This is a genomic window from Deltaproteobacteria bacterium (assembly GCA_016874755.1).
Taxonomy (GTDB): Bacteria; Desulfobacterota; Binatia; order UBA9968; family UBA9968; genus DP-20.
Genome location: VGTH01000014.1, coordinates 109288 through 115287 on the forward strand (window position 1 = coordinate 109288; position 6000 = coordinate 115287).

Annotated in this window: 6 protein-coding genes, 1 tRNA gene and 1 pseudogene; 3 read left to right on the plus strand and 5 right to left on the minus strand. The window is 57.6% G+C overall.

Going from position 1 to position 6000, the window contains the following annotated elements; translation table 11 throughout:
* Window positions 1-66: 66 nt before the first annotated feature.
* Window positions 67-1041 (plus strand): D-2-hydroxyacid dehydrogenase family protein, encoded by a 975-nt coding sequence (locus tag FJ145_10955; protein ID MBM4261936.1) that lies wholly within the window; start codon window positions 67-69, stop codon window positions 1039-1041.
* A 17-nt stretch (window positions 1042-1058) separates the two neighbouring features.
* Here FJ145_10955 and FJ145_10960 read toward each other — a convergent pair whose 3' ends face one another.
* The 4 genes from FJ145_10960 to FJ145_10975 all read right to left on the minus strand — a co-directional run bounded on the left by FJ145_10960 (window position 1059) and on the right by FJ145_10975 (window position 4227).
* A complete protein-coding gene (locus tag FJ145_10960) occupies window positions 1059-2228 on the minus strand; it encodes a Rieske 2Fe-2S domain-containing protein (GenBank protein ID MBM4261937.1) in 1170 nt (389 codons plus the stop codon).
* 142 nt (window positions 2229-2370) lie between these two features.
* A tRNA-Gly gene (locus tag FJ145_10965) sits at window positions 2371-2445 on the minus strand.
* Window positions 2446-2652: 207 nt separating this feature from the next.
* Window positions 2653-3456 (minus strand): hypothetical protein, encoded by an 804-nt coding sequence (locus FJ145_10970; GenBank protein ID MBM4261938.1) that lies wholly within the window; start codon window positions 3454-3456, stop codon window positions 2653-2655.
* A gap of 6 nt (window positions 3457-3462) precedes the next feature.
* Entirely contained in the window at window positions 3463-4227 is a 765-nt protein-coding gene (locus tag FJ145_10975; GenBank protein ID MBM4261939.1) for a sigma-70 family RNA polymerase sigma factor, read from the minus strand.
* Between FJ145_10975 and FJ145_10980 the strand changes: the two genes are divergently transcribed.
* Window positions 4009-4353, plus strand: a complete 345-nt coding sequence (locus FJ145_10980; protein ID MBM4261940.1) for a tetratricopeptide repeat protein — start codon at window positions 4009-4011, stop codon at window positions 4351-4353. The genes FJ145_10975 and FJ145_10980 overlap by 219 nt on opposite strands.
* Window positions 4354-4471: 118 nt before the next feature.
* On the opposite strand, the pseudogene FJ145_10985 reads toward FJ145_10980, so the two are convergent.
* Window positions 4472-4705, minus strand: a pseudogene (locus FJ145_10985) (tetratricopeptide repeat protein).
* A 207-nt stretch (window positions 4706-4912) separates the two neighbouring features.
* Here FJ145_10985 and FJ145_10990 point away from each other — a divergent pair.
* On the plus strand, window positions 4913-5728 hold the full coding sequence (locus FJ145_10990) for a polysaccharide deacetylase (GenBank protein MBM4261941.1): 816 nt from the start codon (window positions 4913-4915) through the stop codon (window positions 5726-5728).
* Window positions 5729-6000: the final 272 nt, after the last annotated feature.

Consider the following 6000-nt stretch of genomic DNA (forward strand, 5'->3'; position numbering starts at 1 on the left):
CGTTGACTTGATCCGGCGTTGGCAACCTCAGTTTGCCGACGCGGCGCATTCCGTTATCATTGCCGGATGAAAATCGTTGTTATCGATGACTATCAGGACGCCTTGCGGCGCATGTCTTGTTACGACAAGTTGGCCGGCCATGCAGTCATCGTGTTTACCGACACCGAGAAAGATCCGGTGCGGCTTGCGGCACGCATCGGCGACGCCGAATGTTTGGTGCTGACGCAGCAGCGTTCGTGGATCAAGCGCGATCTGCTTGATTGCTTGCCACGTTTACGGCTCATCAGTCAGACCGGCCGGGTCACGGCGCATATCGATCTCAAGGCTTGTACCGAGCGCGGCATTCTTGTCTGCGCTGGCGGCAAGGGGCGGCCGCACTCGACGGCCGAGCTTGCTTGGGCCTTGATCTTGGCGGCGTTGCGCCACATTCCGGAGGAGGTGAACAACGTCCGCGCCGGGCGTTGGCAGTCGACCCTGGGCGCCGATGTCTATGGCAAGACCCTGGGCATTTATGCCCTCGGCGGTATCGGCTCGATCGTCGCGAATATTGGCCAGGCCTTTGGCGCGCGCATTCTGTGTTGGGGCCGCGGCGCGTCGCTTGAGCGCGCGCGGGCTGCGGGTTATGAAGTCGCGCCCGGCCGCGCTATGTTTTTTCCCGAGTCGGACATCGTCAGTCTGCATCTGCCGGTGGTGCGTGAAACCCGCGGCATCATCACCGCCGCCGATCTCGGGCGCATGAAGCCAAGCGCGCTACTCGTCAACACCAGCCGCTCAAAGCTGATCGAAGATGGTGCTTTGGTCTCAGCGTTGCGCGCCGGGCGGCCGGGCATGGCGGCGGTCGACGTCTACGATGACGAACCGCTACTCGACGCAAACCATCCGTTAGTGCGGCTGCCCAACGCCATTTGTACGCCGCATTTGGGCTTCGTCACGGCGGCAACCTACGAAGTGCACTATGAACTTGTAGTTCAACAGATTCTCACCTATCTCGCGGGCAGCCCAATCCATGTCGTCAACCCCGAAGTTCTCACAAGGTCATAAAATTGCGTGCTCACGGCCTAGGCATTGACCGCTGCGTCGGCGCCAACCTGACCGAATTGTTCGATGGTCTTGGTGAGATGGGTATCAACCATCGCCGCATTCTGCTGCGCGTCCCGTATGACACCCTTCGGATCATGCCCCGCTTGCATGCGTTGTATCTCGCGCAGCATCACTTCGCGCAGCATGACGACACCGCGGTCCGATGAGGTGAGCCGCTCATGGGTGCGGTCGGCGATCGGTCCCTGGGTCTCCCAGGCCATATGATCCTGCGACTGCACAGCGTCCATGCGAAAGCGCGTGAATGGATGCAGCTGGTCCGGTGGGTTTTTGTAGGGCGGAATGTAAATCACCGGCGGCTCGTCACCTTCAACGATCGTGCCATCTGGCGAGGGGAAAAACCGCACGAAAAAGATCTTCGTGTGAGTATCGTCGATCGGCACGCGTATCTGACCGGCGTTGCCCTGGCGCAAGATGTTCGGAAAAATCACCGGATGCTCGTCGATCATGCCGTTTTTGTAAGTGCGCCGCTTCATTAAGCCATAGGGTATTTCAAAGAAATCGAAACGATCGACCTCGTCGGTAAACCCGCGGGTGCTGTTTTCCGGGTGGCGGTCCGGCTCGGCGGTTTCTTGATGGAGAATCATCAGGTGCGCCGGGTCCATGGAATTTTCCATCGCCTGAACCCAGTTGCAGTCGAGCTGCGGCTGAATGAATATTTTTCGTCGCCCGTCTTGGCGAAACCAAATGTCAAAGTTGGGTAGCAGCGGCGCCGGCGCCGGGCCGAGATAGGCCCAATACAAGCCGCAGACTTTTTGCACGGGATAGGCTTTCTGCTTGACCGTGAGATGAAACTTGCTCTCGGCCGGCTCCGCGGGCGTTTCCAGACAGTTGCCTTTTAGATTATACAGCCAGCCGTGATAGGCGCAGGCGATGCCGCGCTCTTCCACCCGCCCATAACAGAGCGACGCGCCGCGATGCGCGCAACGGTCCTCGATCAAACCGACTGCGCCGTTGCGCGTGCGAAACAACACCAAGGTTTCGCCCAAGATGCGCACAATCTGTGTCGGTTTCTCCGCCGTCAGCTCGCTAGCCACGCCAACCGGCAGCCAATAGCGGCGCAACAACTCGCCCGCCGGCTCTCCCGGTCCAACTTTGGTTAACAAATCATTCTCCGCGCTGGTTAACATGATGACTTCCTCACACAACTTAGGCGCACGTTCGATCGCAGATTCAAATGACCGCTGAGCTCTTCTATCGCCTAACCATAGAACGAAGCAAGTTCGAAAATCGTCCCGCTGAAACGGTCGAATTTAGAGTGATGAGAAAAATTGGAGCGGGCGACGGGGATCGAACCCGTGACGTCCAGCTTGGGAAGCTGGCATTCTACCGCTGAATTACGCCCGCTCAGAGGTGGACGTGGGAAATGTATGGGATGGCGGGTGGGTTGTCAATTGCAGCCGCTGCAGCCGCATAGGCGGCTGCTGTTTCGGGTTGCGAGTTGCGAGTTTCGGGTTGTCGTCGGTGCCATAAGTCGGGTTAAGCAAGTAGGAAGTGTTTGGGGAATCCTAACCCGAAACTGTGAACCCGAAACCCGAAACAGCGGCCGTGCCGCTAGGCATGCCGCGCTTTCGCGCGCGCGACGTTAAGCAATTCTTCCATCGGGCGCTTTGATGCAAAGATGCAAATCACGCCGCCTTCTCGGTGCAACACGGCGTTAACCCCGTCCTGTGAGAACATGTGGAAGTTCATTTTCTTTTCCGGATCGAAGAATAGGTTGGCCTCGCGCGGCGCGTCATGTTCGTCCCCCAGGAAGGTAAAGCATAGAATCTCCGGGCCCTCGCCGCTGTAAACAACGACCTGGATGGGACGGGTTGCCATCGTGACGATCGCACCCCTGGCGGGTTTTAACTTTAGCATCGTCAGATCGTAACCCATTGGTTTGAACTTGCCGCCAACGGCTTGCACCAGTTGCTTGACGACCTCATCGCCATCCTGCGCTTGTACGAACGCGATCTGGTTGCCCAGTGCTTTGCGATAAGTGTTCATGACGGTGGGTGCAACTAGGTTCTCTTGCTTAGGGCCGTAGTAGAGAAACGGCAGAATGCCCAAAACCACGGCGGCGGTCGCGAAGGCAACTCGCCAACGGGTTGAGTTCCACCAATGCACGGGCGGCTGCGTCGCTGTTTGCGTGGTCGCGTATTGCACCAGCGCCGAGAGCCGTTGCTGCAAATCCCTCGGTGCCGTGAGTCCTTCGGCTGCACTGCGGGTTTGCTCTTTCAATCTGAATTCGATGGCGCGCGCGGTCTCGCAGTTGCGACATTCGCGCAGGTGATTGGCCAGTTCCGTCTCTTCGGCAGCCGCTAGCTCGCCGTCGGCAAGGGCGGTGATCAATTCTTGGGCTTCGTCGCATCGCATAGCGGTCTACTTCCCATCAGCCGACACATAGTTTTTTAGGTGCCTGTAAAGCAGGCGCCGCCCGCGCGACAACCGTGAACGAATCGTGCCCACCGGGCAGGACAGGATCTCCGCCGCTTCAACATAGGAAAAATCGCCCATATCGACGAGCACAATCGGCGCGCGAAATTCCTCCGGAATCTTTTGCAGGGCTGTGCGAATCTCGTCCCTCAGCTCAGCTTGGAGAAAATGCGAGTCAGGCCCCGGCTCATGTGTTGCGAGGTTATCCCAGTACTCGGCGCCGCTTTCAATCGCGGCCTTATGAGGCTCGATGGGGATTATGTTCTTAACCCGGTTGTACGAGTCGATGAAAAAATTATGCAGGATCTTGGTCAGCCAGGCTTTCATATTGGTGCCCGGCTCGAACTGCTGGCGCGCGTTGAGCGCCCTTAAAACCGTCTCTTGTACGCACTCATTCGCTCGGTCGCGGTCCTTCGCCAGATGAGACGCCACCCGGTACAAGTGATCGAGGTGGCCGAGCAGCTCAGCGGCAAAACTCTCTGATTCCTTCGACTGGTTGCGATCCCGGAAAAGCACCCGGTCATAGTAGCGAAGGGCAAGGACCGTGTCCATCAATTGGCACAACGGTTGGGCGGCGGCGAAAGTTCCCAAGCCCGGGCTATTCACATAGGGAAAGTTAGTAACCCTTCCGGAAAATCTAGCGCCAATCATGCCAACGTGGCGGCCGCGCTCAATAATCTGGCGCTGCTCTATCAGTCCCAGGATCTCCATGCCAAGGCCGAGCCGTTGTATCGCGAAGCGCTAGTTATCTTCGAGAAAACTTTAGGGCCCTTTCATGCCAGCGTCGCCACCAGCCTCAACGATTTGGCCGATGTCTATGAGAAGCAACAACGCTAGAGCGAGGCGGCGCGGCTTTATCACAGATCACTTGGGATTGAAGAAAAGGCCTACGGGTTAAATCACCCAAGCTTCGCGACGACCCTTGGCAATCTGGCGCGACTCTATAAAACGCAAGCGATCGATAGAGTTCTGCGTGATTGTTGAGCCCTTTTGCGACTTGCATGTGGTTTGGGCCCAATGTCTTCTCGTAAATCCTCAGCGCGCTTAAACTCGCCGGCCCCAGGATTTTCTCGCGAATCGCCAGCGCCCGCCGGTACAGCGGCTCCGCCTTGGCATGTTGGTCCTGAGCCCCGGGCTTCGTGTGCGAATATGCTTTGCGCTTGTCTTTGAATAAACCGGTTTTCACCAATCAGTTCGGCCTGCGCCCCGACGGCAGCGCGATGGGACGTTTCGCTTACCAAGACGGTCGCTGGGTCCAAACAATCAAGTAGAATTGTCCTGTCAGCCCGGCGGAGCACAGCGAAACTAGGTCGATCAATTGCGATTGGCAGGAGTTCCATATACAGACCGAGCTATGCTTTGAAATTTGTCACAATCCACGTCACGGAGCAATTTCATGCAACCCACCATTTCCGCTTGGCCCGACAACAAAAAGATCGCCGTGCTAGTCACCATCATGTTCGAAGTCTGGTCGGAAGGAAAAGCGCCGCCCTATTCGCCGATGACGACATCGTTGAAACCCGGCACGCCGGATCTACTGGCGATCTCCTGGTCCGAGTACGGCGGCAAGACCGGCATCTGGCGCTTCATGCGCATCCTCGATCAAACCGAAATTAAAGCAACGGTTTGCCTGAACGCCAAAGGTGCCGAACTCTATCCGGATGCGGTGAAAGCATTGCACAAGCGCGGTCATGAAATCGCTGGCCACTCGTACACGCAGGATTTGATTCTGCCTTATCTCGAGCCCGCAGAAGAGAAGGAAGTGATCGCGCGCTGCGCGGGAATCATCGAAAAAACGGTCGGCGTGCGCCCCGTCGGCTGGTTCAGCCCCGTCGCCGCGCCCACGGTTAACACCGCCGGCTTTCTCGCCGAGCAGGGCTTTATCTGGCACGGCGATTACAACGACACCGACTTGCCCTATGTCCTCGAAACTGGGAAGGGAAAATTAGTCGCCCTCGCCCATAGCGACTTCACCGACAACCGCACCCTGCGCTCAAGCCCGCGGATTTTTCATGACGTTTACAAAGACACCTTCGATTTTCTCTACCACAGCGAAACACCATCGTTGATCAACCTGACGGTCCACGCCCACTTCGGCGGCCGGCCAATGATGTCGGCCATGCTGGAGAAAATCCTCACTTACATGAAAGGCTTTCCCGGCGTCTGGTTCGCGCGCCACGACGAAGTGGCGCGCTGGGTGTTGAGCCAGTAAGCTACCCAGCCGGCAGACGCGCATCTCGCGCATAGCTACCTCCCCGCGCGCAACCCACTCCCGTGCATGGCGATCATCACGTCGAAGTCGTCCACGGCCGTGTTCACGTCCATGGCGCGCACACGGTAGATAAGCCCTAATTAGGGTCTACCATCGGAATTTAGCAGGTAGCGGTAGCGCTGGGAATCAAGTAGAAGAGATTCGACGAGGGTGTGGCTCTTAGGGTCAGTGGCCTGTGTATTCAGGCTCACATAGCCTGAAATGCCGCCCTC

Excerpts from the sequence above, each read along its gene's own strand:
- FJ145_10975 (MBM4261939.1), bottom strand. The coding sequence starts at position 4,227 with ATGGAGATCCTGGGACTGATAGAGCAGCGCCAGATTATTGAGCGCGGC.
- FJ145_10990 (MBM4261941.1), top strand. The coding sequence starts at position 4,913 with ATGCAACCCACCATTTCCGCTTGGCCCGACAACAAAAAGATCGCCGTG.
- FJ145_10955 (MBM4261936.1), top strand. The coding sequence starts at position 67 with ATGAAAATCGTTGTTATCGATGACTATCAGGACGCCTTGCGGCGCATG.
- FJ145_10960 (MBM4261937.1), bottom strand. The coding sequence starts at position 2,228 with ATGTTAACCAGCGCGGAGAATGATTTGTTAACCAAAGTTGGACCGGGA.
- FJ145_10970 (MBM4261938.1), bottom strand. The coding sequence starts at position 3,456 with ATGCGATGCGACGAAGCCCAAGAATTGATCACCGCCCTTGCCGACGGC.